The following is a 26,217-nucleotide window of genomic DNA, read 5'->3' on the forward strand; positions in this document are numbered from 1 at the left end:
TCGGTGCGGCTCAGCTGGGCAGCGAGCGCGAGAGGTAGCTGGCCACGGCGCGCACCGCCGCCATGGTCTGCGGGTAGTCCATGCGGGTGGGACCCAGCACTCCGAGCTTGGCCCTGCGCTGCGGACCGTATCCGGTGGCGACGACAGCGGTCTCGACCAGCGGGTCCGACGAGTCCTCCGCGCCGATGCGCACGGCCACCCCGCGCTCGTCCTGCTCCATCTCCGAGAGCAGCTGCAGGAGGGTGACCTGCTCTTCGAGCGCCTCCAGCACGGGGCCGATGCTGCGGCGGAAGTCGTCGGTGGACTGGGCCAGGTTCGCGGTGCCTGCCAGCAGCATGCGCTGCCCGGACGCGCTGTCCAGCACGGCGGCCACGGCCGCGGCCGCCGCCTCCAGCAGGGGCTGCTCGGCCGGGGGCGCCTGCTGGGCCGCGGCCATCACGGCCGCACCGGCTCCGGCCAGTGGATGCCCGACGACCGCGCCCAGCAGCCTCGCCCGGGCATCCAGGACGACGGACTCGGCCACCGGCTCGGGCATGCGCAGCATCCGCTGGGAGACCCGGCCGTCGGTGGGGATCACGACCAGCAGGACCTGGTGCTCGTCCATGCGCACCAGCTCCAGGTGCCGCAGCGCGGCCGAGCTCACCGACGGGTACTGCACGACCGCCACCTGGTGGGTGAGCTTCGAGAGCAGGCGCACCGTGCGCTCCATGACGTCGTCGATGCCGTCGGCGCCCTCGAGCAGGGTCTGGATCGCGCGGCGCCGGGCCGGGGTCAGCGGCTGGACCGCCGCGATCCGGTCGACGAACTCGCGATACCCCTTGGCCGTGGGGATCCGACCCGAGGAGGTGTGGGGGGCCATGATCAGGCCCTCCTCCTCCAGCACGCCCATGTCGTTGCGCACGGTCGCCGAGGACACGCCGAGGGCGTGGCGCTCGACGAGGGCCTGGGAGCCCACCGGCTCCCGGGAGTGGACATAGTCCTCCACGATGGCCTGCAGGACCTGCAGCCGCCGGGGGTGATCCATGTTCCGCTCCTTCCTGCGCTGTGCGTGCTCGCTCGGAGGACCATTCTGGCACTCGGGGGCGCACACTGCTAAGCCAGTGTAGGCGGGCTCACGCCTCCGCGCTCGCACCGGGGCATTGGTACGCTCGCCGCTGATCCGCCCGGAGGCGCCCCCTCCGGCGCGCCGCACCACCACGTCCGTCGATCTGGAGGCCGCCATGCCCCCTTCGTCCTGGGGACCGCGCTCCCTCAGCGACCTGTCCGCCTCGAACCGCCCGCCCGAGCCGCGTCAGCTGCCGGTGGCCCGCGGCATGGTCCTCGAGGAGTTCGAGACCGGCTGGGTCGGGGCCGTGGTGCGTCTGGAGACGATCGGCGGCATGCGCGTGCTCAGCCTCGAGGACCGTCGGGGCAGGATCCGCAGCTTCCCCCTGGGGCCCGGCTTCCTCTTCGAGGGCGAGCCCGTGATCGCTGCCGAGCCTCAGCGCCGCAGCGTACCCAAGGCTCCCGCGCGCACCCGCTCCGGGTCGGTCGAGGTGGAGGGCTTCCGCGCCCGCACGGCCCAGGCCTCCCGCATCTGGGTCGAGGGCAAGCACGACGCCGAGCTGGTCGCGAAGGTCTGGGGCCACGACCTGGCGGTCGAGGGCATCGTGGTCGAGCCGCTGCACGGCGTGGACGATCTGGCCGCGGCCGTCGCGGAGTTCTCCCCCGGGCCGTCGCGGCGCCTGGGCATCCTGGTCGATCACCTGGTCGCAGGCTCCAAGGAGTCCCGGATCGCCGAGGAGGCCATGCGGGTGCCGTCCGCCCCCGGCAACGTGGCGGTGCTGGGCCACCCGTACATCGACATCTGGCAGGCCGTGAAGCCCAGCGCCATGGGCATCCGCGCCTGGCCCGAGGTGCCGCGCGGGATCGATTGGAAGACCGGGATCTGCCGCGGACTGGGCTGGCCGCACGAGACCCCCGAGGACATCGGACGGGCCTGGAGCTCGATCCTCTCCCGCGTGAACACCTACGCCGATCTGGAGCCGGCGCTGCTCGGGCGCGTCGAGGAGCTCATCGACTTCGTCACGGTCCCCGGCAGCGCCTGAGCAACCCGTCACACGGGGCCTCCCACGAAGCCCTCGGAGGCCGTCAGCGGCTAGACTGTGCAGGACCCGAGCGCCTCCCCGACCCCAGGGGACCTGCGGCGCCCGCTCGACCGGCCCTGCCGGTCACACGACCTCGAAGGTGGACAGTGGCCGTCTCCAGCAGCAGCCCCCAGCGACTCAGCGACTCCGGTGCCGAGCCGGCCGACCCCGGCTCCGACGACCAGGCGGCCCTCGCGCCGAACGAGTACGAGGGGCTCAGCGCCCAGCCCGGTCCGGTCTCCGTCTCGGACGATCAGCAGCTGGCCACGCTGACGCACATGCTCGGAGTGGTCGGATGCGTGCCCAGCATGATCATCCACCGCTGGGCCAGGGGCCGCGCCCGCTTCACCGAGCAGGAGTCCCTGGAGGCCGCCAACTTCACGCTGCTGCCCACCCTCGTGGTGATCGCCGGCGCGCTGCTGGCCTTCATCCCGTGGGTCGGCTGGATCTTCGCCATCCTGGCCGCCGCAGCCTGGCTGATCCTCGCCATCTCTTCGGTCGCCGCAGCCGTCTCCGCCAACTCCGGGCGTCCGTACCGCTACCGCCTCAACTGGTACCTCTACGACGCCCTGGCCAGCCGACGCCAGGAGCGCCGCCGGGAGCGCGAGACCTCCGGTCCGGTCACAGCCCAGGGCCAGGTCGTCACCCCCAGCGGCCGCACCGCTGATGCCCCCGAGCCGGGTGCCGGCGCGCAGAACTGACCCGGACGCCCCACGGCACGCGCAGAGGGCCCCGCTTCGGCGGGGCCTTCTGCATGTCAGCCGCAGGTCTGCCCGGCTGTGGACCGGCCGTTCCGACGGGTCCGAGAGCCCTGCGGCTCAGTCGACGAGCAGCCGCCGCACCACGGCGTCCCCGAGCAGGCGGCCGCGCAGCGTGAGCACGAGCCGGCCCTGCAGCGCGCTGCGGCCGTCGATCAGCTCCTCGGCCACCAGCCCCGCGATCTGCTCGCGCCCCTCCGGACGCAGCGCCGTGAGCGGCATGCCGTCTGCGATGCGGGATTCGAGCATCACGCGCTCCATGTACCGGGTGTCGTCGTCGAGCTGCTCGCGGCCCACGGCGGGAGAGAGGCCCCTGCGCACCGTCTGCGCGTACGGCATGGGGTGCTTGCGGTTCCACCAGCGCACGCCGCCCACGTGGCTATGGGCGCCGGGGCCGACGCCCCACCAGTCCTGGTTGTGCCAGTAGGCGAGGTTGTGCGCCGAGCGGTTCTCCAGCGCGCTGCGCCCGCCCGCGGCCCGGGACCAGTTGGAGATCTCGTACCACTCGAAGCCTGCCTCGGAGAGCATCTGCTCGGCGATCCCGTACTTCTCGGCCTGGTCGTCCGGGTCCACCGGGTCCACGTCGCCGCGGCGCATCTGCGCCGCCATGCGCGTGCCGTCCTCCACGATCAGGGAGTAGGCGGAGAGGTGGTCCGGCTCCAGGGAGATGGCCTGGCGCAGCGACTCCCTCCAGTCCTCGAGCGACTCCCCCGGCGTGCCGTAGATCAGATCCGTGCTCACGGACAGCCCGGCCTCCTTGGCCAACTGCACGACCCTCGGCACGTTCGCGGGATCGTGGGTGCGCTCCAGGGTGCGCAGGACGTGCGGCACTGCGGACTGGACGCCGAAGGACACACGGGTGAATCCTCCGTCGGCCAGCGTCTGCAGGTCCTCCCGGGTCACCGAGTCGGGATTGGCCTCGGTGGTGACCTCCGCGCCCTCCAGCAGACCGAAGCTCCCGCGGGCGCTGTCCAGGATCTCCACGAGCGCCGAGGAGGCCAGCCGGGTGGGCGTGCCCCCGCCGAAGAAGACGGTGTGCAGTCCACGGCGCGCCGCCCCGGAGCGCTCGAGCGCCTCGCGGGCGAACTCGATCTCGCGCACGGCCTCGAGGTGGTAGGCCGCCTGCGAGACGTCGGGGCCCAGCTCCAGGGCGGTGTACGTGTTGAAGTCGCAGTAGCCGCAGCGCACGGAGCAGAACGGCACGTGCACGTACAGGCTCAGGGTCCGCTCGTCGCTTCCGTGAGCGGCGGTCTCCGGGAGCAGCCCGTCCTCCGGGGGGGTCTCGCCATCGGGCAGAGAGGGCATCTTCATCCTTCGAGTTCTACTTCAGGTTTGGAATATTTGCGCGGACTTCACGTTCGATGTGAACTCCAGGGCGGAGCTCCCGTGCAGGTCAGAGCGTGATCGCCAGGCCGGTGATGTCGTCGTGCACAGTCATCCGGGGCGCGCGCACGCGGCGGGGATCCGCTCGCTCGAGCCCACGCAGGCGCTGGGCGAGGGAGCCGGCCGATCCGCTGTGCAGCGCCTCGAAGAGCCCGCGCCGACCGGTGATCGCGAAGGGATCGACCACGCGCTCCAGACCGTCGGTGAGCAGACACACGCGCCGCTGCTCGGCCCCGGGGATCAGCTCCACGCGGGCATGCTGCGCGGCCTGCGGCGAACCGCCGAGGATCCACAGCCCGTCCTCGGTGCTGCGTGTGCGCCGGTCCCGCACCTGCGCCTCGAGAAGCTCGGCGTAGGCGGCCTCAGCGCTGCGGCCCTGTGCTCGCAGCTCGTGCCAGCGGCGCAGCACTCGGGCGTCGCCGCCGGCGAACTGCGGATCGACGACCTCCAGGATCTGCCCAGCGTCCTCGAGCCACAGCGGCGAGTCCCCCAGCACGAAGCACTCGAGGCCCTGGGCGGTGCGCCGGATCAGCGACAGCGTGGCCGTGGGGATCTCGGCCCCGGGCCAGCCGATCTCGATGCTGCGCTGGGCCTCGGAGCGGGCGGCCTCGACGATCTGGTGCAGGGGCTGGCTGCGCGCTCGAGCTCCGGCGTCGGCGAGGATCGCGCGCAGGGCTGCGGAGAGCCTCCAGGCGAAGCGGGCGACCTGCTCGTCGGCGCTGCGGGGGTCCTGGGCGCCCAGCGCTGTGGCCCCGTCGAGCACCCAGGCCGCCTGGAGCCGTCCGCTGGCATCGCAGGCCGTTCCCCAGGCGTCCTGCGTGCGCCGCTTCGCCGAGACGGCCACCACGGCCGGGCCGCAGCTCACGACTACTTCTTCTTCTCCGGCTCGTCCGCCGACAGCGCTGCCACGAAGGCCTCCTGGGGGACCTCCACGCGACCGACCATCTTCATGCGCTTCTTGCCCTCCTTCTGCTTCTCGAGCAGCTTGCGCTTGCGGGTGATGTCGCCGCCGTAGCACTTGGAGAGCACGTCCTTGCGGATGGCCCGGATGTTCTCTCGTGCGATGATCCGCGAGCCGATCGCCGCCTGGACGGGGACCTCGAACTGCTGGCGCGGGATGAGCTCGCGCAGCTTGTTCGCCATGGTGGTGCCGTAGGAGTAGGCCTTGTCCTTGTGCGTGATCGCGGAGAAGGCGTCCACGCGTTCCCCCTGCAGCAGGAGATCGACCTTCACGAGCTCGGAGACCTCGTCGCCGTCGGCCTTCCAGTCCAAGGAGGCGTAGCCGCGGGTCTTGGACTTCAGCTGGTCGAAGAAGCCCACCACGATCTCGGCCAGCGGCAGGCGGTAGCGCAGCTCCACGCGGTCCTCGGAGAGGTAGTCCATGCCGCCCATCTGGCCGCGCTTGGACTGGGCGAGCTCCATGATGGTGCCCACGAACTCCGCTGGCGCCAGGATCGTGGCCGCGACCATCGGCTCGCGGATCTCCTTGATCTTGCCCTCGGGGAACTCGGACGGGTTGGTGACCAGCAGCTCGGTGCCGTCCTCGGTCGTGACGTCGTAGGACACCGACGGCGCCGTGGCGATCAGATCCAGGTTGTACTCGCGCTCGAGGCGCTCGCGCGTGATCTCCAGGTGCAGCAGGCCCAGGAAGCCGCAGCGGAAGCCGAAGCCCAGCGCCGTGGAGGTCTCGGGCTCCCAGACCAGGGCGGCGTCGTTGAGCTGCAGCTTCTCCAGGGCGTCGCGCAGCACCGGGTAGTCGGAGCCGTCGATCGGGAACAGCCCGGAGAAGACCATGGGCTTGGGGTCCTCGTAGCCGCCGAGCTCCTGCTCAGCGCCCTTGACGGCGGTGGTGACGGTATCGCCCACACGGGACTGGCGGACGTCCTTCACGCCGGTGATGAGGTAGCCGGTCTCCCCCGCGGCCAGGCCGTCGGTGGGCTTGGGCTCCGGCGACATCACGCCGATCTCGAGCAGCTCGTGCTGGGCCCCGGTGGACATCATCTCGATGCGCTCGCGCGGTTTGAGGCTGCCGTCGAAGAGCCGCACGTAGGTGACCACACCGCGGTAGGTGTCGAACACGGAGTCGAAGATCATGGCGCGGGCGGGAGCCTCGGGATCGCCCGACGGCGCCGGGATCTCCTCCACGATGCGGTCCAGCAGCTCCTCGACGCCCTCCCCCGTCTTGCCGGAGACCCGCAGCACGCGCTCCGGGTCCTCGCCGATCAGGTTGCCGATCTCCTCGGCGTACTTCTCCGGCTGAGCGGCCGGCAGGTCGATCTTGTTGAGCACCGGGATGATGGTGAGGTCGTTCTCCATGACCAGGTAGAGATTGGCCAGGGTCTGCGCCTCGATCCCCTGCGCGGCGTCCACCAGCAGCAGCGCGCCCTCGCAGGCGGCCAGCGAGCGGGAGACCTCATAGGTGAAGTCCACGTGGCCCGGGGTGTCGATCATGTTCAGGGCGTAGTCGGTGCCGTTCACGCCCCAGGGCATGCGCACCGCCTGCGACTTGATCGTGATGCCGCGCTCGCGCTCGATGTCCATGCGGTCCAGGTACTGAGCCTTCATCTCACGCGGCGTGACCACGCCGGTCGACTGCAGCATGCGATCGGCCAGCGTCGACTTGCCGTGGTCGATGTGCGCGATGATGCAGAAATTGCGCAGCACCGACTGGTCGGTGCGCGCGGGCACCGGCGGATGGGCGGCCAGTGGGGACAAGGCGAGGCCTCTCTTGGTCGATCCGGACGCGCGACTGTTCAGTGCTCGGCGCCCGACGGGCAGGGCGGATCAATGGCCCAGTGTCTCATGTCCTCTGCGCCGCGCTCGTCGCGACGACCGCGCCCAGCCGATGCTGTGCCCCAGCCCTCGGCGAGGCCTCAGCCGGTCCCGGGCAGCGGGCCTGGTTCAATGGCGGGCATGAACATCAACTTCCAGCAGGTCGCCCGCGGTCTGCTGCGCGGCTATCGGGTCGTGCAGCGCCTCCAGCGCGAGACGGGCCGAACGAGCTCGGGACCCTCGACCTCCACGACCGCCCGGGACAGTCCCGGATCCCAGCAGCGCTCGTCGTCGCCGTCGTCGTCGCACTCCTCCGGTCGCGGATTGTCCGGTGACTACCCGGGCGACTACCGGGGCCGTGTGGCGGTGTCCTACGCCCCGAACCCCGACGGCGAGCCCGATCCCGGGGAGATCGTGTGGACCTGGGTGCCCTACGAGGAGGACCACTCCCGGGGCAAGGACCGGCCCGTGCTGATCGTCGGGCATGACGGTCCGTACCTGCTCGTGCTGATGCTGACCTCCAAGGACCGCAACAACGCGAGCTCCTCGGATGCCGACTACCTCGACATCGGCACGGGCGCCTGGGACCGCGACGGCCGCCCGTCCGAGGTCAAGCTGGACCGCGTGATCCGGGTCCGGCCCGAGGATGTGCGCCGCGAGGGCGCGGTGCTGCCGAAGGACCGGTTCGACGACGTCGCCCGGGGGCTCGAGCGACGCGGCTGAGGCCTCGGGGCCGCCGGGCCCCCGCTCTGGTAGGCTTGTCCGCTGTGTGTCCGCGCTGATCGCCGGGCACTGCGGCCGACTGTTGCGAGCGTCCCCACTCTCATGTCTCAGTCAGAGTCGGCCGTGAGCCCTCACCGATCCGATCAACGTGAACCTGTGAAGAGGAGTACCTGTGGCTAACATCAAGTCCCAGAAGAAGCGCAACCTGACGAACGAGAAGTCGCGTCTGCGCAACAACGCGTACAAGTCGGAGCTGAAGACCTACGTGCGCCGCCTCGACTCGGCCGTCGCCTCCGGCGACAAGTCCGCTGCCGAGACCGCACTGCGCGACGTCTCCCGCAAGTACGACAAGGCCGTCTCCAAGGGCGTCCTGCACAAGAACAACGCGGCCAACAAGAAGTCGGGCTTCGCCAAGCGCGTCGCCTCGATGGCCTGATCCGCTTCTCGGATCCGGCTGCCGCGGCCGCGGCGCTTCGTCGAATGGTCCCGCTACCCTCGAGGGAGCGGGACCATTCGCTTTACCGTGGCCGCGACGACGGCATGGCGCGCGAGTCGATCAGAGCCGCCGCGAGGGCTTTGGATGTCGAACTGCCGTGAGGCAGTCTCAGATGCGCAGCTCGCCACGCAGATGACCGGCACGAGCGACTCCTCACCGACGAGCAGGTCGGATGGCCCGTGCCTCAGCGCCGGCCGGACAGGGCGATCGTGGTGATCGCCTTCTCCACCGCGTACGGCGCGCTGCGGGATTCGCCCTTGACCTGGGCATCCGCCTCGGCGAGCGCTCGCAGTGCCTTGACCATGTCCGCCTCGGTGAAGCGGCGGGCCTCCTGCTGGGCGCGCTCGACCTGCCACGGCGCTCCCCCGACCTGCCCGGCGAGCTGGTTCGCGCTGCCGCTCACGCCGTGCACGGCGGCCACGAGCCGCACCTTGGCCGCCAGGGCAGCGACCATGGGCACCGGGTCCGTGCCGGTGTCCAGGGCCTGCCGCCACAGCTTCAGCGCTGCGGCAGGCTGACCGGCCAGGGCGGCGTCGGCGACCTTGAAGGCCGTGGCCTCCACGCGCCCGCCGTAGTAGGTCTCCACGACGTCGAAGGTGATGTGCTCCGGGCCGTCCGAGAGCAGCTGCGAGCACGCCGAGGCGAGCTCGGACGTGGAGTTGCCGACGGCCTGCGTCAGCGCTCGGGCGGCATCCGGGTCGATCGTGCGCTGATGGGTGCGGAACTCGTGGCGCACGAACTCGACCTTGTCGCGGTCGTTCTTCAGCGGCGCGGCATCCACCACGACCGCCTTGGCCTTCAGGGCGTCGAGCAGCTTCTTGCCTCGGTTTCCGCCCGAGTGCACGAAGACCACCACGACCTCCGGATCCGGGTGGCCCACGTACTCCAGGCCGTCCTTGAGCAGGTCCTCGCTCATCTGCGCCAGGTCCTCGATCACGATGAGCTTGGGATCCTCGAACAGCGACGGGCTGGCCATGACCTGGAGCTGCCCCGGCGTGTAAGCGGAGGCGTCCACCCGAGAGAGCTCGATGGCTCCGCGGGATTCCCTGAGCTGGGAACGCAGCCGGTCCACGGCCCGGGCGATCAGATAGCCCTCCTTGCCGGTGATCAGGATCAGCGGGGCAGGCTCGACGTCGCGCCAGGAGACTCCGGGAGCGGCTGCTGCGGCTGTGCGACGACGAGGCGGGGTCATGCGATCAGGTTCTCACGCCCGACCGACAGCACAAGGGTTCCCACAGCCTCCGGGCCTCAGCCGCCACAGAGGATCCGTGAAGTGGCTGAGGTCGGCGCCTGGATAGCCGAGACTCCGCCGCGCCGCTTGCTCCAGCGCAGCGGACGCACAGGGAAAGTCTCAGCTGCTCGCCGAAGGGAGCAGCTGATCGCCAGCACGAAACACTCGCACAGAATCATCAGGAAGCCGCTCATGAAGCTCCCGCATCAGCCACTCGGCATACGACCTCGCCAGGTTGCTTGCCACATAGACGCCCGATTCGCTCGCCTCGACGAAGCGGGGGGTTGTGGACTTGTTGAGATCCTCCTCCTCGAGCCCGACCGCACCCTCTATCACCGCCGCTTCCGGCCCGAGTCTTTGGGCCACCAGACCTGCCAACACCCTCACAGCACGCGCCCCCGCGATCGGTCCGGCGATCTTCTCGCCATCCTCTTCGATCACATAGATCGCGAATTTCCCAAAGACCCTCCGAAGGCGCAGCTCCAGCAACTGCTTCCGGGTCTCGTCCTGGGCGGCATCCACATATCGACGTGTCAAAACTGCTAGCAGCTCATCATCGAGAAGGCGCACACCCGAGACCTCACTGGGATAGTCCATCAGAGTGGCGACGTCTTCGGAATCAACGCGCTCGAGCGCAGATTCGATCGCCGACGTGGTGCGAATCCCCAATGACTCCACATGCCGAATGAGATCATGCAGAGCATTCTCCTCACCGACTTCGACCTCAGGGTACCGCGAACCCAGAAGACCCTTCAGCGATTCGATGCTCAGAGGAGTTCCGTCCCCATCGTCCGGAGAATCCCCATCGGCGAACGGCCCGTCATCCTCGGCAGCTTCATCTGCGGCCAAGACATTCGGTACCAGATACTGGTCGATCTCATTGAATATATTGTCCAGATAGCGTCGCAGCCCGCCGGCCTCGATGAACCTCTGGTCGACGAAGTTCCGAGCGTTTCCGTCGAGATCCCGGTACGCCGAGGACTTGTACCTGACATCATGCTCATATTCTGCCCAGGCATGGCCGGCAACCGTTCGGATCTGGACCTCGAGGCCTCGCCCTTGACGAAGGAAATTTGAGAGATCTGCATAGGCTGAACTGAGATCGCCTCCATCGACCCCGGTCACCACCAGATGGTCACTGTCATATCCGTTCCGTTTGCTCTCGCCAGGATTCTGGTGATCACGAGTGACGAGCCGGGTCTTCAGCAGGTCGAGAAAGTCCTGCCTGGCTCGCGTGGTGTAGACGATTATCCGAGCCGCAACGCAATCGTCGATCTGCGATCGCGGATCCGAGTATTTTCGCCTGCCCCGCGAGTCCTTCCGTTCGCACTTCTCCATGTATGACTTCAGGCTCTTTGCGCGCGCATCGATGGTGTGCACAGGGATGAGCGCATCCGTAGACAGCTCATAGAGATAGCCCTGCATCTGGTCGGCGACTCGACTCAGGGATTCGGCTTCATTCACGAATTCCCAGACGTGCTGGGGCACCATCTGCACCGACTGCGCACTGTCTGAGCTCTGGTCTTCATGGTTCTGCGAATCACCGGTCATGCCACGGATCGTTGCACATCGCTTCTGCCCTGGCCAGATCGAGGCTGAAGTTGACATCTATTGCACCTCTGCACAACCGACCACGAATCAGAAGGCATCGATCAGTCCGCGGCGAACGGCCTCAGCCGAAGTGCTCCGCCACCAGCGCCCCGTCCTGCACGCGGATCGCCACGGCACCCATCCGGTCGGTGCGCGCCACCGGGATCGAGCCCTGCGCCAGGTGCTCGGTGATCGACGGATGCGGATGCCCGTAGTCGTTGTCCGCTCCCACGGAGACCAGCGCCAGGCTGGGTGAGGCGGCGTCGATGATCTCGACCCCGCCGTTGCGCGCACCGTGGTGGGAGACCTTGAGCAGATCCGCATCCAGGGCAGAGGGATCCGACCGCAGGAGGGCCCCGGCCCCCGACTCCTCCAGGTCCCCTGCGGCGAGCATCGAGAAGCGCTGCGAGTCGTCGGAGACCTCGGCGCGCAGGACGATCGAGGCGTTGTTCTCGTCCTCGGACTCGGGGCTGATCCGGGTCGTCGCAGGATCCGGAGCGAGCACGAGCAGCTCCAGCCCCGCGCCCTCGAAGCGCTGCCCGATCGTCGGGCGGGCGGCGCGGTCGTCCAGTCCGGCGAGCTCCTCGGGGGCCCGCCCGGAGGCCGAGGACCACCACACTCGATCGATCTCCACGAACTGCCCCAGGCCCTCGGCGCCGGCCACGTGGTCGGCGTGGTCGTGGGTGAGCACCAGCAGGTCCAGGTGCTCGACCCCGGCGTCCTTCAGGCAGCCGCGCAGCGCACCCGGATCGGGCCCGGCATCGATCAGCACCGTGGACTCGCGGTCGTCCTGGCGGCCGCGCAGCAGCACGGCATCGCCCTGGCCGACGTCGCAGGCCAGCACCGACCACTGCTCCGCATGCTGATCCGGCCAGCGCAGCACCGCGACGAGGGCCGCGATGCCCGTCGCGATCACGATCAGCCCGGCGCTGCGCCAGGCCCGCTCGCGTCGTCGGGCCCGGATCCAGGCAGCCTCGGAGACGGGGCCGGGTGCCGGTCCGGAGCGGACCTCGCCCACGCGGGAGCGCTCCAACCAGCGGGCATCCAGGCGGTGCAGGGCCACTACCATCCCCGCACTGAGGATCAGCATGAGCACCGGTCCAGCAGGCGGGCCCAGCCAGGGAGCTGTGGAGCCGGGAAGCCCAGCGAAGAAGCGGGCCGAGCGCGCGATCACCCCCACCGCCCACGATCCCGGCTCCAGCAGCGCCGAGCCCAGCGCCTCCCCCACGGGCCCTCCGAGCCCCAGCAGGATCAGAGCTGCGAGTCCGAGCACGGTGATCAGCGGGACGACTGGGGCGGCGATCACGTTGGCGGGCACGGCATAGGTGGCCACGGTGGGCGTCAGCAGCGCCAGCACGGGCCCGCACCACAGCTGGGCCACGAGCGGAACGGCGAGCACGATCGCGAGGACCGTGGGCATGAGGTGCTCCAGGACCCGTGTCAGCGGTCGGGCGGTCACCACAATCCCTGCGGTGGCACACACGGAGAGGGCGAAGCCGAACTCGGGGCCCAGGCCCGGATCGATCACGAGCAGGACGCACATGGCCGTGGACAGCGCGGCCAGCGAGACGGGTCCGCGCCCGGAGAGGACCGCGAGCGCGGCCACGACTCCCATCACCGCCGCGCGCAGCACGGAGGGGTCCGGTCCCACGAGCACGACGAACAGCCCGAGCGCGCCGAGACCGATCATCACGCACACCCGCCGACGGGCGCCCAGCCCCAGGGCGAGCTGGCCGGCCAGGGCCATGACCAGGGCGCAGTTGGAGCCGGAGACGGCGGTCAGATGGGTCAGGCCCGTGACCTTCATGGCCTTCTCGAGTCCGGTGTCCAGTCCGCTGCGGTCGCCGTAGGTCATCCCCGGCAGCAGCCCGGCGGCATCGGGTCCGCGGGCCTGTGCGGCCAGAGCGAAGCGCTCGGTGGCCGTCTCGAGCAGGGACGGGCGGTCCTGGGCTTCCGTCATCGGCTGCGGCGGCCCGGTGCTGCGCAGCTGCAGGTCGGTCTGCTCGATCTCGGGGGCGCTCACCACGGCCTCCGCGCGGTCCCCGCTGCGCAGGCTCGCCCACCGGCCGTCCTGGGCGAAGACGGTGGCCCGGGCTCCGCTGCTCAGCCGCACCGGCACGACGACCCCGCTGGAGGCTTCGCCGCCCTCCTCCGGTCCCGGCCCGAAGCTCGAGGCGGTGGCGCTTTGCCATGTCACGGGTCGGTCGGTCACCTCGACGACCACGCGCTGCGCATCTGCGCCCATCCCGCGCATGTCCTCGGCGGCCGCCAGCTGCTGGGTGCCCGCGCGCAGCAGGACGCACGCGACGACCACCGCGCACAATGCGGCCGTCGGCAGCAGGGCGGCCAGTGTCCGGCCGCGAGGCGAGCCCGGTGCTGCTCCCCCGGGCAGTCTGCGCCCGCTCCGACGAGCGAACACGGCCACGAGGAGGACCATGGCGAGTCCCGCTGCGACGAGCAGCAGGAGATCCACCTCGAGCACCGCTGCCAGCGCAGCGCCCACCGACTCCGACTGCGACGTCCCCAGCAGCGCGGCTCCCCACGCGCTCAGCGCCACGGGCACAAGGCGCAGATCCCAGGTGGGGCGCAGCGCCCTCTGGGCCGCCTCGAGGCGCTCCTCCCGGCGAGCGCCGTGTGCCAGCGCCCACCGCTCGGGCATCTCCTGCGAGTGCAGCAGCAGCCGCGCGAGCACGCCTGGAGCCTCGGGACCCGCTCCGGAGGCGCCACTCGGTCTGCCCGGCTTCCGTCGGCCACGTCCCCGTTCAGATCCCGGCTCCTGCCGACCCCGTGGAGGCAGGGCGCGGGCGGGACGGCGGGAGGAGGTCACCGGCGCATTGCACCAGTGCCTCCTGCGTGGCAGTCCTCAGCTGAGGCGGGCAGAGGCCCCCCGTCCGGCCGGCCTTCGGACGAGTCCCCTGTGGAGGCGCGAGGGCCCGACCGCTCCTCGCTGCGACGGCGACAGCGACAGCGACAGCGACGCAGGTCGCAGCACCGAGCCACGTGCGTCAAGACCCCCGCGCAGCTCCAGACGTCAATGCACCGAGTGTTTCCCGAGGCGTCGGCACCGGGACGGGAAGTGGTCGACTGCTGTCGACCCTCAGGTGGAGCGGAGGACATCTTCCCAGGTCAGCCTGGACCTGTCCGCCCCGCCGAGGGCCGATCAGGGTCCGCTCCCCGGCCCTGTCGAGCACGGATCTGCATCCTCCGCACCACCCGTCAGGAGCATCATGTCCCAGCACCTCTCCCACCCCAGCACTGACCGTTCCCGTGATCTTCGCCCACGACGCGCGCTCAGCGCCGCCGTCCTCACCGCGGGGCTGAGCCTCACCCTGCTCGCGCCAGCGCCAGCCCTGGCCCAGGAGCCGTCGCGCTCCTCCACCTCCGCAGACGACTGGAACGGCAAGGCCTTCCGCGGCCAGGTGGACGTCACCGCCGGTCCCGATGCCGACCAGGACGTCCTGGACGGCGCCGTCTTCGACGACCGCAACCGCAACTCGCAGCAAGACCCCGGTGAGCGCGGGATCGCCGGGGTGGAGGTCTCCAACGGCCGCGAGATCGTCACCACCGATCGCCAGGGCCGCTACGAGATCTCCGTGCGCGACGGCGAGACGGTGTTCCTCACCCAGCCGGCCGGCTACCAGGTCCCCGTGGACGTGGACAACGTGGCCTAGTTCTTCTACACCCACATGCCCGCCGGCTCCCCCGAGCTGCGCTACGGCGGCATCGACCCGACCGGCCCGCTGCCCGATGCCGTCGACTTCCCGCTGGCGCGCACCACGGACACGCTCAGCCGCGATCAGCGCTGCCTGATCGGCGGCGACATCCAGACCTACACGCAGGAGGAGGTCGACTACGCCCTGCGCGGGGCCTTCGCCGACCTTGCTCAGCGCACCGACTTCACCGGCTGCGGTGCGCTGTTCATCGGCGACATCGTCGGCGATGACCTGGACCTGTACGACCAGACCCGCGAACTGACGTCGCTGCTCAACGGACCCGCCCGCTTCCTGCCGGGCAATCACGACCTGGACCTCGACGCGGACTACGACCACCGCTTCGACACCTACCGGTCCCAGTTCGGTCCGGACTACTACTCCTACGACGCCGGCGACGTGCACGTGGTCTCGCTGAACACCGTGCAGTACTCGCAGGGCGCGCCCTACAACGGCACGTACGACGGCGGCATCGACGATGAGCAGCTCGCATGGCTGCGCCAGGACATCGCGAACACCCCCGAGGACAAGCTGATCGTGCTGGCCACGCACATCCCGCTGCTGAACTGGCACGACCAGGGCTCGGACCGCCACCAGGTGGATCAGGTCCAGGCGATCCACGACATCATCGGCGACCGCCCGGCCGTCGCCTTCGGCGGGCACAGCCACACGCTGGAGGTCATGCGCGAGGGCGATTCCATGGAGGGCTGGAAGAGCCTCTACGGCGTGGACGAGCTGCCGTTCGACCACATCACCGCAGGAGCGATCTCCGGCGACTGGTACACCGGGCGCGTGACGGAGGCCGGCTACCCGACCGCACTGCAGCGCGACGGCGCCGTCCCCGGCGTCTTCACGCTGGAGGCCCACGGCAACCGGTACGAGGACTCGTTCATCGGCACCGGGCGGGCGGCCTCGGAGCAGATGTCCCTGGGCTTGAACACCCCGGCCTACCGCGACTGGTACGACGCGAACCGTCGCAATGTCGGGAAGGCTCCCGCCTTCGAGACCCCGCTCGAGGTCTCGGCGGACGAGCTGGGCGAGTCGTGGCTGACCACGAACGTGTGGGCCGGCGGCACGGGAACCGAGGTCTCGGTCTCGATCGACGGCCGCCCGGCTCAGCAGGCGCAGCGCACCCAGCAGCTGGAGGGCGAGTCCAAGCGCGTGGGCGCTGAGTTCTCGGATCCGGCGGCTGCCCTGGAGCAGCTGGTCCACGGCGGCTCCGTCGCCGAGGCCTCCGGTCACCTGTGGCGTCTGGATCTGCCGGAGGACCTCGCTCCGGGCGAGCACACGGCGACCGTGACGCAGACGGATCGCTACGGCGTCTCCACGACCGAGCGGATCACGTTCACGGTCACCTCCTGAGGCGGCCTCCGGCTTCGGCTGCCCTCGGGCGCTGCGGACCAGGTCACCGTCCGTTCGCCTGAGCGTCGCCGAACCGTCGTCCGGGGGTCGGCTCCGGGAGACCGGCCGTCGACGTTCCGGACACCTGCAGGGCGCATTCTGCTTCTGACCAGCAGTGCAGCCCCGCAGCGCCCGGCCCCGGCCGGGGCGTCGAGATCAGCACCCGAGGAGCATCATGGCCCAGCTTCGCCTCCTGCGATTCCTGCCCCAGTCCAAGCACCAGCGGCCGCTTCAGCTCGTGACGGTCGCTGCGCTGGGGGCCGGCCTGTCCTTCACGCTGCTCACCCCCGGCGTCTCGGAGGATTCCGAGGCTCCGGCCCCCGGACCGATCACCGCCGAGGACTGGCAGACCCACGTGCAGTTCGCCCAGATGGACACCGCCCCCTGATCGAGCCTGAGCCCTCAGCGCACGAAGAAGGCCCTGACGGATGCCGTCGGGGCCTTCTCACACGGTGACCAGCGGCGCGATGGCCTCCATCATGGCCGGACCGATACCGGAGACGTCATCGAGCTCCTCGACCGAGCGGAATCCGCCGATCTGCTCTCGGTGCTCAACGATCCGCTGAGCCAGAACGGGTCCGACCTTCGGCAGCTCCTCGAGCTGTGCAGCCGTGGCGGTGTTGAGATCGATCGCTGCGCCCGTGGCCGCAGGCCCAGCCCCCTCCTCGGGGCTCCCGCCTGCGACTGCCCCTGATCCTGCGGCGGCAGATCCGGCCTGAGCGCTGCCGGTGGCAGTCTGTCCGCCGGATCCCGAGGACGGCGTCGGCGGGTCCTGCTCCCACTGCTCCGCCAGTGCTTGGTCCGGGATGACGATCTGGACACCGTCGGCCGCGGGGGCCGCCATGTTCACCGCATCGGTCACGGCCGACTCGCTCAGCCCGCCGGCGGCCTCCACCGCATCGGCCACGCGGGACCCGGCCGGCAGCTCGACCACCCCGGGCTCGCCCACCTCCCCCACCACATGGACCGTGACCGGGCTGCCGAAGGCCGGTGCGTCGGCTGTCCCTGCGCTGGCTCCGTCTCCGGCCGCACCGAGCGCTCCCGCCCCCTCCACGGATCCGCCCTCCGCTGCCGCCTGCGAGGCACCCGCCTGCTCGTCCACGACGGGTCCTGCGGAGGACGGAGCCGAGACCACGGCCTCCTGCTCGCGCCCGCGAAGCAGGACCGAGACCACCACCAGGACCAGCACCAGACCCGCGATCGCCAGTGTGGCCCAGGGCAGACGCGCGCGGATGGGCGAGACCCAGGGCTGCTCGTCGGGATCCAGCGGCAGTGCCCTCGGCCCGAGGGGCTCCGCAGACGAGCTCGACCCCGACGCGGGCGGCGCGGCGAGCAGCCGTCGGCGCCTGGCGGCCGCCCCTCCGCTCTCGGCAGGTGCCGACTCCGCGGACTCGGTCTCGGGTGCCGAGGCAGAGTCCTCCACCCAGTCCTCGGGGCGGTCGTCGTGGGGCAGGCCGTGGCCGGTGGCGCGCAGGTCGTCATCCAGCAGTCCGCGCAGGCGCTCGACGGGCCGCTCTCGCTCCAGACGGCGCCGTCCGCGATGGGTCACAGGGGTCATGCCCCCAGTCCACTGCGGCAGCAGGATCCCGGCGGGCCGCGCAGGTGCGCAGCAGAGGCTTCACCCCGCGCTTGGGAGAACCCCGTCGCTGTGGAGACGCGAGGCAGGCGCGGGGGCGGCAGAGTCGCCCGGCTCAGCCGTGGATGATCACGCTGAGCGCCCCGGCACCGGCGTGGGCGGCGAGCACCGCGGGCATGGGCACGCAGCGGGCGCGGGCGTCGGGACAGTGCTCGGCCACCAGCTGCTCGGCGAGCTCCTCGGCGCGCTCCTGGCCGTGGTCGTCGAGCAGGTGGTGCACGGTGACCTCGGGGACGTCCCGGGTGGAATCCCGCAGCGCACGACCCGCTCGGCGCAGCAGCCTCGTGCGGGCGCGCTGCTCGGTCATGGGCAGCTCGGCGATCGCAAGCTGGCCGTTGACCAGACGCAGCACCGGGCGCACCTGCAGCATGGAGCCCAGCGCAGCCACGGACGGCGGGATCCTCCCGCCGCGGCGCAGCGCGTCGAGCCCGGGCACCCACAGCAGCAGCTGGCTGGCCGCGCTGCCGGCCCGCGCCGCCTCGGCCGTCTCTGCCAGATCGGCCCCTGTGCCGGCGGCCTCCCACGCCTCCATGACGCCGCGGCCCTCGGCCATGGCGATCGTGCGCGAATCGACGATCTCCACCGGGATCCCGACGGCAGCCGAGGCGATCCGGGCCGAGGTGGCGGAGCCGGAGAGCTGGGCCGAGCAGTGCACCGAGACGATGCCCTCGTAGCCCTGCGCCTCCAGCTGACGGTACTGGCGCAGCAGCTGACCCGGCGACGGCCGAGAGGTCACCGCGCTGCGCCCGACCGCCAGGGCCTCCTCGACCACCGCGAGCCAGTCGTCGCGGTCCTGGTCGAGATCGGTGTCATCGACCGACACGGGCATGGCCGCGACGGCCAGCCCGGGACGGCCGGAGCGTGCCACGGCGCGCTCGTCCTCGTCGGTCAGCACCGACGACGCGTCCGCCGCGCCCTCCGTGCGTTCGGGGTCCTGGCCCGCGACGTCTGCGCCGGCAGTCCCGCCCGCCGGCGGGAAGACCCACTCCTGCGGCAGGGCTGCGGCGTCGTCGGTGACGACCGCTATCCTGCGCTGGCCGGACATCTCAGACCACGATGTTCACGAGCTTGGGGGCCCGCACGATGACCTTGCGGATCTCGGCGTCGCCGATCGCCCGCTGCACGGCCTCGGAGCCCAGCGCGAGCTCGCGCAGGTCGTCCTCGGCGATGTCCACGGGCACCTCCAGGCGGTCCTTCACCTTGCCCTTGACCTGCACGACGGCGGTGATCGTGTCGTCCACCAGCAGCGACTCGTCGACGACCGGCCAGCCGGCATCGATCACCGCCGAGTCGTGGCCCATGGCATGCCACATGTCCTCGGCCGTGTAGGGAGCCACCAGGGACAGCAGCACGGCCACCGCTTCGGCGCCCTCGCGCACAGCGGGATCGGCGGCACCGGCCCCGGAGTCGATCGCCTTGCGCAGCGCGTTGACCAGCTCCATCGCCTTGGCGATCACCACATTGAACTTGCGGTTCTCCAGCGCGGACTCGGCCTCGGCGACCGCGCGGTGGGTCGCCTGGCGCACGGCGACGTCGCCGCCGGCCGGATCGGCGTCGACGGCGCTGCCCGAGGCGGCGACGTCCTGACCCACGCGCCAGGCGCGGCCCAGGAACTTCTGGGCGCCGCCCGGGGAGACATCCGCCCAGTCGACGTCGTCCTCCGGCGGGGAGGCGAAGACCATGGTCAGGCGCACGGCGTCCACGCCGAAGGCGTCGAGCTGCTGGCCCAGGTCCACGCCGTTGCCCAGGGACTTGGACATGGCCTTGCCCTGATTGAGCACCTGGCCCTGGTTGAGCAGGCGGGCGAAGGGCTCGTCGTGGTCGATCATGCCAAGGTCGTACAGGACCTTGGTGTAGAAGCGGGCGTAGAGCAGGTGCAGGATCGCGTGCTCCACGCCGCCCACGTACTGATCCACCTGGCCCCAGCGGCGCACGGGCTCCGGATCGAACGGGGCCGTCTCGTCCTGCGGGGACACATAGCGGTAGTAGTACCAGGACGAGTCCACGAAGGTGTCCATGGTGTCGGTGTCGCGCAGGGCGGGCCCGCCGCACGACGGGCAGGCCACGTTCACCCAGTCCTCGACCGAGGCCAGCGGCGACTGGCCCTTGGGCGCCAGCTGCTCGCCCTTGAGATCCTCCGGAAGCCGCACGGGCAGCTGGTCCTCGGGCACCGGGACCTCGCCGCACTGCGGGCAGTGGATGATCGGGATGGGGGCGCCCCAGAAGCGCTGGCGGGACAGCAGCCAGTCGCGCAGGCGGTAGTTGATGTGCCGAGCACCGGCATCCGCGGCCTCGAGCAGCTCGATGGCCTTGTCGATCGCGGCGTCCTTGCTCAGCCCGTCGAGCTCTCCCGAGTTCATCAGGACGCCGTCGCCGCCGGTGGCCGCACCGGTCTCGGCGGGGTCCTCCGCCCCGGTGTCCACCACCGCGCGCACGGGCAGGCCGAAGGCGCGGGCGAAGTCGAGGTCGCGCTGATCGTGGGCGGGCACGCCCATGACCGCTCCGGTGCCGTAGTCGGCCAGGACGTAGTCCGTGGCGTAGACGGGCAGGCGCTCGCCGTTGAGCGGGTTCACGGCCCAGCGGCCCAGGAACACGCCGGTCTTGGTGCGGTCCGTGGCCTGGCGCTCGATGTCCGAGACGGCCTTGAGGGACTCGCGGTACTCGTCGAGCTCCTGGGCGTGCTCCTGCGCCACGAGATCCTGCGCCAGCTGCGAATCGGCTGCCACCACGAAGAACGTGGCGCCGAAGATCGTGTCCGGACGCGTGGAGAACACGGTCAGCTCTCGCTCGGCCGCCGCGTCGTCGGCGTCCCGGTCCACGATCCCGAAGGAGACGTGGGCGCCCTGCGAGCGTCCGATCCAGTTGCGCTGCATGGACAGCACGCGCTCGGGCCAGGCGCCCTCGAGCTGGTCCATGTCATCGAGCAGCCGATCGGCGTAGTCGGTGATCTTGAAGTACCACTGGTTCAGCGGCTTCTTGGTCACGGGCGTGTGGCAGCGCTCGCAGGCGCCGTCGACGACCTGCTCGTTGGCCAGCACCGTCTGGTCCTTGGGGCACCAGTTCACCGGGGAGTTCTTGCGATAGGCCAGCCCGCGCTGCCAGAACTGCAGGAACAGCCACTGCGTCCAGCGGTAGTACTCGGGATCGGAGGTGTGCAGCTCCCGGGACCAGTCCACAGCGATGGCGTAGCGCTGGAACGAGGCCTTCTGGGTCTCGATGTTGCGGTAGGTCCACTCGGCCGGGTGCGCGTTGTTCTTGATCGCCGCGTTCTCCGCCGGCAGCCCGAAGGAGTCCCAGCCGATGGGGTGCAGGACGTCGAAGCCCTTCTGGCGCCAGTAGCGGGCGACCACATCCCCCATGGCGAACGCCTCGGCGTGGCCCATGTGCAGGTCGCCCGACGGGTACGGGAACATGTCCAGCACGTAGCGCCGCGGCTTGGAGCCGTCGTCGAGGGGACGGAAGACGTCGTTGCGCTCCCACCAGCCCTGCCAGCGTGCCTCGAGCTCGTGGGCGTCCCAGACCTGCCCGGTCTCTTCCTGGCCATCCTGCTGCGTGCTCACGTGCCTGCCTTCATCCGCCGGGGCTGCCCCGGCTGTCTCTCGTCCGACTGCTGTGCGGTCCTGCCGGGGCACTGGGCCCGGCCGCCGTGCGCCATCCGCGCCGGGAGCCCGACGGGGCTGCGACCATGACGCGATGACGCCGCCATCCTATCCGCGCCGGGGGCCCGCGGCGTCCGAGGCCCTCCGTAGACTCGGGCCCGAGCAGTCATGGACAGATCCGCCCGGAGAGGAACGCGTGCAGCAGAATCCGCAGGCCGAGCAGCGCAGCATGAGATTCGACGGGTACAAGACCCGCTACTGGTTCTACGACATCGACACGCAGCGCAAGCCGCTGCTCGTGATGGTCCACGGCTTCCGCGGCGACCACCACGGCCTGCAGCTGATCGCCGACCGCCTGCGCGATCGCTACCACGTGGTCGTGCCGGATCTGCCGGGCTTCGGACGCTCGGAGCCGTTCCCCCAGGACCCGCACGACATCCCCCACTACGTCGGCTTCCTGCGCCGGTTCATCACCGAGCTCACCGATGGCGCGGTGCATCCGCAGGGCGAGCGAGGGGTGCTGCTGCTCGGGCACTCCTTCGGCTCGGTGATCGCCTCGCACCTGGCCGCCGAGCACCCGGCCATGGTCGAGCAGCTGCTGCTGCTGAACCCCATCTGCGAGCCGGCGCTCAGCGCCCAGGACGCAGCCGCCACCAAGATCGCGGACGCCTACTACACCCTGGCCATGCGCCTGCCGAAGGCCATGGGTGAGCGCCTCCTGCGCAGCCACGCGGTCAGCGACCTCATGAGCCGGGAGATGACGGTCTCCCAGGACCCGCAGCTGCGCAGCTACGTGGAGAACCAGCACCGCGCGTACTTCGGCTCCTTCGCCGATCGCCGCGTGGTGGCCGAGGCCTACCGCGCCTCGATCTCCGGCACCGTCGCCGAGGTCGCGCCGCTGCTGTCCATGCCCGTGCTGCTCGTGGTGGGCGCCCAGGATCCGCTGGGCTCCGTCGAGGCGCAGGAGAGGATGGCCACCTGGATCCGCCGGCGCCGCCTGGTGATCCTCGACGACGTCGGCCATCTCATCCACTACGAGAAGCCCCTCGAGACCGCCGAGCTGATCCACGAGTTCGTGCAGGGCCCGGATCCCGAGCCCATCGATGTCCACGACGAGCTGCCGCCCATCGATCAGGCTCGGCCGAACACCTCGCAGTTCACGCAGCTGCTGCCGATCGTGCGCAGGGGGCGGCGATGACCGGCCCCCTGCACCTGGTGCTGGATGCCCGATACGTGCGGGTGGGACCGCACGACGGCATCTCGCGCTACAGCGCAGGACTGGCCCACGGGCTGGCGCAGCTGGCCGCGCAGGATCCCTCGCTGCGGGTCGAGCTGATGATCTCGGATCCGGCTCAGCTGCCGCACCTCCCGCGCCTCGAGTGGTTCATGGGGCCGGATCCGGTCTCGGCCGGGGAGCTGCTCACGAGCCGGCTGCTCAACCGCCGGGGTCCGGATGTGGTCTTCTCCCCCATGCAGACCATGGGGGCGCTGCGGCGGCGCTTCGGGCTGATCCTCACGCTGCATGACCTGATCTACTACGACCACCCCGCGCCCCCGCCGGAGCTGCCGCTGCCCGTGCGTCTGGGCTGGCGCGCCTTCCACCGTGCCTCATGGCCGCAGCGCCTGGCCCTGAACCGCGCCGACGCCGTGGCCACCGTCTCCCAGACCTCCGCGGGGCTGATCCAGGGCAGGCGCCTGAGCGACCGGCCCGTGCGCGTGATCCCGAATGCCGCGGCTCAGGACTCGATCGTCAGCGAGCAGACCGCGCTGCAGCGGCTGGACGCGCGCGACGACTCGATGGTCTACCTCGGATCCTTTATGCCGTACAAGGACGTGGAGACCCTGGCACGCATGGCGGCACGGCTTCCGCACCGGCGGCTGCACCTGCTCTCGCGGGTCACCCCCGCCCAGCAGGAGCGCCTGGTGCAGGCCGCCGGACCCGAGGCCCGGCTCGTCTTCCACAACGGGGTCTCCGAGCAGGAGCACGCGCGTCTGCTGGCAAGAGCGGGAGTGCTCCTGCACGCCTCGCGGGCCGAGGGCTACGGCCTGCCCCTGATGGAGGCGTTCTGCGCGGGCACCCCCGTGGTGTGCACGGACATCCCGATCTTCCACGAGGTCTGCGGCCGGGCCGCCGCCTACTGCCCTGCCGGCGACGACGCTGCCTTCGCCCGCGCCGTCACCGAGCTCGAGGACCCGCAGGTGGCCCAGGCCCGCGTGCTGGCGGGGCTCGAGCGGGCGGCGTCCTGGACCTGGCGGGACTCGGCCGAGTCCCTGGTGGAGCTGGCCCGGGAGATCGAGCGCAGCCGGCGCTCCTGAAGCCGACGCAGCCGCCGTCCCGGTCTCGTCCCTGTCGCCTCGTCTCAGAGCAGGTCGGCCACGTCGCAGCGGACGTTGACCGGGGCGTGCTTGCGCTGAGCGGAGGCCTCGGCACGAGCTGCGCGCAGCCGTCGAGTGACCTCGGCGGCCTGCGAGTACGTGAAGAACAGCAGGAGGCGGTGGGCCTCGTCGTCGTCGGGAAGTCCGCCGTGGACGTCTGCGGAGGCGGCCTCTGACTGCGGGTCCTCGGCCTCCTCGTCCCAGCGCTGATGGACGGGAGCAGGGCCCACGGTGCGGACGTCGTCGGGCAGATCGACCAGCTCCAGGAAGGCCTCGAGCGCCGGCAGCGGTCCGGTCAGGGCGGCGCAGCGCACGGCCGGCGGCAGCTGCAGGGTCCGGCGCTCGGCCAGCTCGCGGGCGGCATGGCCGCGCACGTCCCAGCGCACGAGCGAGGCCACAACACGCTCGTGCTCCGAGGTCACGACCACGGTTCCGCCGGCGCTGCCGCGGCGCACGAGCGAGGCGGCGTGCACCCACTTGCGCAGCACCTCTTCCTCCACCCGCAGCCCGGGCCGGGAGAGCATGCGATCGCCATCGAGCAGCAGCGCCGCTGCGTAGCCGCCCTCCGCCTGCGGCTCAGCCCCCGGTGTGGCCACCACGAGCGCCGGTGCCGCGGGGATCTCCCGGCGGACCTGATCGCCCGAGGACCAGATCACCGGCACCTGCGGGAACGCCCTGCCCAGCTCCTCGGCGGTGCGCTCCGAGCCCACGGAGGAGAAGCGCCACTGGGTGGCCCCGCAGTGGCCGCAGGACCAGTTCGCCGCCTGGCGGGCGCACCAGCCGCACTGCGGCAGCCTGCCGCGGGCCGGCACCGACAGGGGTCCGTCGCAGACGGTGCAGCGCGCGGCATTGCGGCAGCGCTGACAGGTCAGCGACGGGGCATATCCCGTCCTGGCCACCTGGACCAGGACCGGACCGTCGGCCAGGGCGCGACGCGCCACGCGGAACGCGGTCTCCGGCAGCCGGGCACGGCCTGCCAGGGGGTCGTGCGCCTCGTGCCAGGAGTCCGAGGTCGACTCGATCCGCGGCATGTTCGCCCGCAGGACCGGGCGCTGGGCGGCGATCGAGCTCGCCCAGCCGGTCTCCACGAGCCGCTCGGCCTCCGGAGTCACGGCCTGGCCCGTGACGAGCAGGCCGAGATCGTCGTGCTGTGCGCGCAGCAGCGCCACATCGCGCGCGTGGTGGTACGGCGCTCGGGGCTCCACGAGGCTGTGGTCGCCGTCGTCGACGACCACGATCAGGCCGAGGTCCTCCACCGGCGCCCAGACCGCCGGGCGCGTGCCGATCACGACCCGCGCGTGGCCCTCCAAGGCCTGGACGAAGGCCCGATAGCGCGGGGTCGGCTTGTCCTCGCTGTGCAGCCTCGCCACGAGCTGCGGCTCCACGACCGCCTCCACAGCGCGCTGGGCGCGCTCGAGGGTCTTGTGATCCGGGACCACCACGACGCTTCCGCGCCCCGACTCCAGCGCCGCGGCGACCGCCTGGGCGATGAGGTCGTAGAGGTCGTGCTCGGGGTGCGACGGCAGGGCCTGCACCACGGCCCGCACCCGCTGCCCGCCGCGCAGGGCCTCGATCGCCTCACGGCCGCCCACGTACTCCGACCAGGCGCTCGGGGCCGCAGGCTCGGCTGCGATCAGGGGTCGGGCCCTGTGCGCCGCGGTCTCCGGGGCAGCTTCGGCCTGCGCGTCCGGGAGGGCCTCAGCGGCTTCTTCGGCACCGGAATGACCGGCTCGCTGCGCAGCACCCGGATTCACGGCGGCGACTGCTGCTGAGGCCCCGGTCGAATCGCGGGCGGCCAGAGCGGCCTTCTCGACGGAGGCCACGCGAGGGGGCACCGCGCAGCGCAGGACATCGGCGACCGTACCGGCGCAGCGCTGTGCCGTGAGCTCGGCGACGGCCAGCACCTGCGGCACGAGCACCGGAAGGGCGGACTGCAGCGACAGAATGGGCTGCAACCGGTCGAAGGCGACCTCCGATGACGCGCTCCGCTCGATGATCCAGCCGCGCATCTGCTGCCCGCCGAAGCGCACGCGGATGCGCGTCCCCGCCTGGGCGCCCTCGGAGAGGTCCTGGGGCACGCCGTAGTCGAACAGCCGGTCCAGGTGCGGCAGGTGCGATTCGAGCCGCACACGGGCCACCGGATCGGTCTCGGCCAGGTACGCCGGCTCGAGCGGGCCCGAGCGGTGCCGGGCGCCGCGGCCTCCGGACGCACCGCGCCCACCGGCGCGTGCGCTCCGGACGGGCTCGGCCATCAGCGCCAGCTGCTCTGGCCCCTGCTCCCCCGCCGGGGCCGGCCGCTCGGGGGCACGCCCGGGCGTGGGCGGCACCTCCTCGGGTGCACGCTCGGTCGCGAGCGGAACCCGATCTGGTGCCTGCTCGGGCGAGGATGCCGCCTGGTCGGATGCCCGCTCGGGCG

At 71.1% G+C, this 26,217-nt stretch carries 20 protein-coding genes; 9 read left to right on the top strand and 11 right to left on the bottom strand.

Annotation, left to right across the window (positions count from 1 at the left end):
• Positions 1-10: 10 nt before the first annotated feature.
• Entirely contained in the window at positions 11-1,024 is a 1,014-nt protein-coding gene (gene hrcA / locus FFS25_RS06865) for a heat-inducible transcriptional repressor HrcA (protein ID WP_006213246.1), read from the bottom strand.
• 196 nt (positions 1,025-1,220) lie between these two features.
• On the opposite strand from hrcA, the gene FFS25_RS06870 reads away from it, so the two are divergent.
• Positions 1,221-2,087, top strand: coding sequence for a DUF3097 domain-containing protein (locus FFS25_RS06870; protein WP_137802347.1), 867 nt, complete (start codon positions 1,221-1,223; stop codon positions 2,085-2,087).
• A 146-nt stretch (positions 2,088-2,233) separates the two neighbouring features.
• A complete protein-coding gene (locus FFS25_RS06875; RefSeq protein WP_006213248.1) occupies positions 2,234-2,827 on the top strand; it encodes a DUF4870 domain-containing protein in 594 nt (197 codons plus the stop codon).
• Positions 2,828-2,944: 117 nt separating this feature from the next.
• On the opposite strand, the gene hemW is transcribed toward FFS25_RS06875, so the two are convergent.
• From hemW to lepA, 3 genes are all read right to left on the bottom strand, one after another.
• Positions 2,945-4,189, bottom strand: a complete 1,245-nt coding sequence (gene hemW / locus FFS25_RS06880) for a radical SAM family heme chaperone HemW (protein ID WP_137802348.1) — start codon at positions 4,187-4,189, stop codon at positions 2,945-2,947.
• 88 nt (positions 4,190-4,277) lie between these two features.
• A complete protein-coding gene (locus tag FFS25_RS06885; protein ID WP_137802349.1) occupies positions 4,278-5,132 on the bottom strand; it encodes a protein phosphatase 2C domain-containing protein in 855 nt (284 codons plus the stop codon).
• Positions 5,133-5,134: 2 nt separating this feature from the next.
• Complete coding sequence (gene lepA, locus FFS25_RS06890) at positions 5,135-6,982, bottom strand: translation elongation factor 4 (protein WP_137802350.1); 1,848 nt, start codon at positions 6,980-6,982, stop codon at positions 5,135-5,137.
• A 189-nt stretch (positions 6,983-7,171) separates the two neighbouring features.
• Here lepA and FFS25_RS06895 point away from each other — a divergent pair, with 189 nt between their 5' ends.
• Together FFS25_RS06895 and rpsT are read left to right on the top strand one after the other, a co-directional pair.
• Positions 7,172-7,762: a type II toxin-antitoxin system PemK/MazF family toxin gene (locus FFS25_RS06895; RefSeq protein WP_137802351.1), complete on the top strand. Its 591-nt coding sequence runs from the start codon at positions 7,172-7,174 to the stop codon at positions 7,760-7,762.
• 172 nt (positions 7,763-7,934) lie between these two features.
• On the top strand, positions 7,935-8,198 hold the full coding sequence (gene rpsT, locus FFS25_RS06900) for a 30S ribosomal protein S20 (RefSeq protein WP_006213253.1): 264 nt from the start codon (positions 7,935-7,937) through the stop codon (positions 8,196-8,198).
• A 244-nt stretch (positions 8,199-8,442) separates the two neighbouring features.
• On the opposite strand, the gene holA is transcribed toward rpsT, so the two are convergent.
• The 3 genes from holA to FFS25_RS06915 all read right to left on the bottom strand — a co-directional run bounded on the left by holA (position 8,443) and on the right by FFS25_RS06915 (position 13,771).
• Positions 8,443-9,450, bottom strand: a complete 1,008-nt coding sequence (holA, locus tag FFS25_RS06905) for a DNA polymerase III subunit delta (RefSeq protein WP_137802352.1) — start codon at positions 9,448-9,450, stop codon at positions 8,443-8,445.
• Positions 9,451-9,609: 159 nt separating this feature from the next.
• Positions 9,610-11,040 carry a RelA/SpoT-related domain-containing protein gene (locus FFS25_RS06910; RefSeq protein WP_171004125.1) on the bottom strand — a complete coding sequence of 477 codons (1,431 nt, stop codon included), beginning with the start codon at positions 11,038-11,040 and terminating at the stop codon, positions 9,610-9,612.
• 121 nt (positions 11,041-11,161) lie between these two features.
• Positions 11,162-13,771 carry a DNA internalization-related competence protein ComEC/Rec2 gene (locus FFS25_RS06915; RefSeq protein WP_137802354.1) on the bottom strand — a complete coding sequence of 870 codons (2,610 nt, stop codon included), beginning with the start codon at positions 13,769-13,771 and terminating at the stop codon, positions 11,162-11,164.
• 535 nt (positions 13,772-14,306) lie between these two features.
• On the opposite strand from FFS25_RS06915, the gene FFS25_RS13750 reads away from it, so the two are divergent.
• The 3 genes from FFS25_RS13750 (at position 14,307) to FFS25_RS06925 (ending at position 16,578) form a co-directional block, all read left to right on the top strand.
• A complete protein-coding gene (locus tag FFS25_RS13750) occupies positions 14,307-14,750 on the top strand; it encodes a metallophosphoesterase N-terminal domain-containing protein (protein WP_249933805.1) in 444 nt (147 codons plus the stop codon).
• Positions 14,751-14,765: 15 nt separating this feature from the next.
• The gene (locus FFS25_RS06920; RefSeq protein ID WP_249933806.1) at positions 14,766-16,151 is read left to right on the top strand and encodes a calcineurin-like phosphoesterase C-terminal domain-containing protein; all 1,386 of its coding nucleotides are present in this window, start codon (positions 14,766-14,768) and stop codon (positions 16,149-16,151) included.
• A 214-nt stretch (positions 16,152-16,365) separates the two neighbouring features.
• The gene (locus FFS25_RS06925) at positions 16,366-16,578 is read left to right on the top strand and encodes a hypothetical protein (RefSeq protein WP_006213258.1); all 213 of its coding nucleotides are present in this window, start codon (positions 16,366-16,368) and stop codon (positions 16,576-16,578) included.
• A 57-nt stretch (positions 16,579-16,635) separates the two neighbouring features.
• On the opposite strand, the gene FFS25_RS06930 is transcribed toward FFS25_RS06925, so the two are convergent.
• The 3 genes from FFS25_RS06930 to leuS all read right to left on the bottom strand — a co-directional run bounded on the left by FFS25_RS06930 (position 16,636) and on the right by leuS (position 21,386).
• Positions 16,636-17,748, bottom strand: coding sequence for a ComEA family DNA-binding protein (locus tag FFS25_RS06930; RefSeq protein ID WP_137802355.1), 1,113 nt, complete (start codon positions 17,746-17,748; stop codon positions 16,636-16,638).
• Positions 17,749-17,881: 133 nt separating this feature from the next.
• Complete coding sequence (locus tag FFS25_RS06935; protein ID WP_137802356.1) at positions 17,882-18,871, bottom strand: DegV family protein; 990 nt, start codon at positions 18,869-18,871, stop codon at positions 17,882-17,884.
• 1 nt (position 18,872) lies between these two features.
• On the bottom strand, positions 18,873-21,386 hold the full coding sequence (gene leuS / locus FFS25_RS06940) for a leucine--tRNA ligase (RefSeq protein WP_137802357.1): 2,514 nt from the start codon (positions 21,384-21,386) through the stop codon (positions 18,873-18,875).
• Between the two features lie 235 nt (positions 21,387-21,621).
• On the opposite strand from leuS, the gene FFS25_RS06945 reads away from it, so the two are divergent.
• Positions 21,622-22,623 carry an alpha/beta fold hydrolase gene (locus tag FFS25_RS06945; protein ID WP_137802358.1) on the top strand — a complete coding sequence of 334 codons (1,002 nt, stop codon included), beginning with the start codon at positions 21,622-21,624 and terminating at the stop codon, positions 22,621-22,623.
• Entirely contained in the window at positions 22,620-23,741 is a 1,122-nt protein-coding gene (locus FFS25_RS06950; RefSeq protein ID WP_137802359.1) for a glycosyltransferase family 4 protein, read from the top strand. The genes FFS25_RS06945 and FFS25_RS06950 overlap by 4 nt, the downstream gene beginning before the upstream one ends.
• Positions 23,742-23,785: 44 nt before the next feature.
• Here FFS25_RS06950 and FFS25_RS06955 read toward each other — a convergent pair whose 3' ends face one another.
• The gene (locus tag FFS25_RS06955) at positions 23,786-26,128 is read right to left on the bottom strand and encodes a primosomal protein N' family DNA-binding protein (protein ID WP_249933807.1); all 2,343 of its coding nucleotides are present in this window, start codon (positions 26,126-26,128) and stop codon (positions 23,786-23,788) included.
• Positions 26,129-26,217 lie beyond the last annotated feature (89 nt).

Origin of the sequence: Kocuria sp. 2SI, assembly GCF_005502825.1 — a bacterium.
GTDB classification, from domain to species: domain Bacteria; phylum Actinomycetota; class Actinomycetes; order Actinomycetales; family Micrococcaceae; genus Kocuria; species Kocuria palustris.

Excerpts from the sequence above, each read along its gene's own strand:
- hrcA (WP_006213246.1), bottom strand. The coding sequence starts at position 1,024 with ATGGATCACCCCCGGCGGCTGCAGGTCCTGCAGGCCATCGTGGAGGAC.
- FFS25_RS06870 (WP_137802347.1), top strand. The coding sequence starts at position 1,221 with ATGCCCCCTTCGTCCTGGGGACCGCGCTCCCTCAGCGACCTGTCCGCC.
- hemW (WP_137802348.1), bottom strand. The coding sequence starts at position 4,189 with ATGCCCTCTCTGCCCGATGGCGAGACCCCCCCGGAGGACGGGCTGCTC.
- FFS25_RS06895 (WP_137802351.1), top strand. The coding sequence starts at position 7,172 with ATGGCGGGCATGAACATCAACTTCCAGCAGGTCGCCCGCGGTCTGCTG.
- holA (WP_137802352.1), bottom strand. The coding sequence starts at position 9,450 with ATGACCCCGCCTCGTCGTCGCACAGCCGCAGCAGCCGCTCCCGGAGTC.
- FFS25_RS06910 (WP_171004125.1), bottom strand. The coding sequence starts at position 11,040 with ATGACCGGTGATTCGCAGAACCATGAAGACCAGAGCTCAGACAGTGCG.
- FFS25_RS13750 (WP_249933805.1), top strand. The coding sequence starts at position 14,307 with ATGTCCCAGCACCTCTCCCACCCCAGCACTGACCGTTCCCGTGATCTT.
- FFS25_RS06920 (WP_249933806.1), top strand. The coding sequence starts at position 14,766 with ATGCCCGCCGGCTCCCCCGAGCTGCGCTACGGCGGCATCGACCCGACC.
- FFS25_RS06925 (WP_006213258.1), top strand. The coding sequence starts at position 16,366 with ATGGCCCAGCTTCGCCTCCTGCGATTCCTGCCCCAGTCCAAGCACCAG.
- FFS25_RS06930 (WP_137802355.1), bottom strand. The coding sequence starts at position 17,748 with ATGACCCCTGTGACCCATCGCGGACGGCGCCGTCTGGAGCGAGAGCGG.
- FFS25_RS06935 (WP_137802356.1), bottom strand. The coding sequence starts at position 18,871 with ATGTCCGGCCAGCGCAGGATAGCGGTCGTCACCGACGACGCCGCAGCC.
- FFS25_RS06950 (WP_137802359.1), top strand. The coding sequence starts at position 22,620 with ATGACCGGCCCCCTGCACCTGGTGCTGGATGCCCGATACGTGCGGGTG.